General features: G+C 79.1%; 1 protein-coding gene. It reads left to right on the forward strand.

Annotation, left to right across the window (positions count from 1 at the left end; genetic code table 11):
* Positions 1-1238: carbohydrate kinase family protein (locus BJF79_RS39670; RefSeq protein WP_083734583.1), on the forward strand; the 1238-nt coding region annotated here is incomplete at its 5' end.
* Positions 1239-1415: the final 177 nt, after the last annotated feature.

A 1415-nucleotide genomic window follows, 5' to 3' on the forward strand; every position in this document is an offset into this window, starting at 1 on the left:
GCGGGGTCGCGGTGGCGGCCGGACGGGACGGCCCGGACGGCGGCGCGCGCGACGGCGGGACGGTACGGGCCCGCGGCACCGCGGCCCCCTGGCCGTGCGCGGAGGGGCCGGTCGGCGCGGGACCGTTCGGCTCGTTCCTGTTCGCCTGGACGGCCGCGGGCCTCACGGTCGCGGACCTGACGGGCGCCCTGGTCATCGCCGGCACGATGGCCGCCCGCGACCGTGGACGGTCCGGTGCGCTGCACGTGTCGGGACGGATCGCGGTCGTCCCGGCGGGCGGGCGCGGCGCGGCGGCGGGCGGCGGCCTCGTGAGCGCCCGGATCACGGTGGCGGGCGTGACGAGCCTGTACGTGTCGGCCGCCGTCGACGGGTTCCCGCTGGAGTACGCGCCGTCGTCCCGGCCCGGGTGGATGGAGCTGGGCGTCTCCGGCGCGGCGGGGCACATCGCGCGGGTGCAGCGCGCGCTCGGCGCCGACGTGCGGTTGTGCTCGCCGGTCGGGCGGGACGGGGCGGGGCTGCTCATCCGCCGCGAGCTCGCCCGGCTCGGGCTGCTCGGGGCGGGGATCGTGCCCGCCGCGGCGTCGTCCATGGGCGTCGTGCTCGTCGACGGGGCCGGGCGGCGGATGGGGCTGCCGCATCTGCGGCCCGCCGACGTCTCGGCCTACCCGTTCGGGGTGCTGCGCGAGCAGGCGCGCGGCGCGGACCTGCTGGTGCTGACCAACGCCCGGTTCGTGCGGCCGCTCGTTGCGGACGCCGCGGGCCTGGGCGTCCCGATCGCGGTGGACGTGCACCGCATCGCCCATCCGGACGACGGCTACGACCGTCCGTGGCTGGAGCGGGCGGAGATCGTGTTCTGCAGCCACGAGCGCGTCGGCGATCCGCGGGCCTGGGTGGCCGCCGTCCTCGCCCGTTATCCGCGGTGCCGGATGGTGGGGGTCGGCATGGGGGCGCGCGGCGCGCTGCTGGGGTTGCGGGGCGGGGCGCTGGTCACGGTGGACGCGGTGACGCCGCGTCCGCCGGTCAACACCTCGGGCGCCGGTGACTCGCTGTTCGCGACGTTCCTGCACGTGCTGCTGGGGACGGGCGACCCGGTGGAGGCGCTGCGGTGCGGGGTCGTGCAGGCCGGGTGGAAGATCGGGCACCGGGTGCCGGCGGGCGCGTCGCTGGCGGCGGCGGACCTGGCGGCGCTGCGGCGCTCGTTCCGGCCGCCGACCACGCTGGGCCGCTGGGACCGCTGACCGGCGGCTCTGCCCTCAGGTGCGGCGGAGTTCGGCGATGAGCGCGTCGAGGGTCCTGGTCGGCGCTCCGGTGCCGGCCAGGATCTCGCGGGCGTCCTCGTAGCGGCGCAGCGCCGCGTCGGCCCGGCCGTCCCGCGCCGCGAGTGTCGCCGAGGGCGCGCAGCGCGCCGGCCGCGC

It is taken from the genome of Actinomadura sp. CNU-125 (assembly GCF_001942465.1).
Lineage (GTDB): Bacteria > Actinomycetota > Actinomycetes > Streptosporangiales > Streptosporangiaceae > Spirillospora.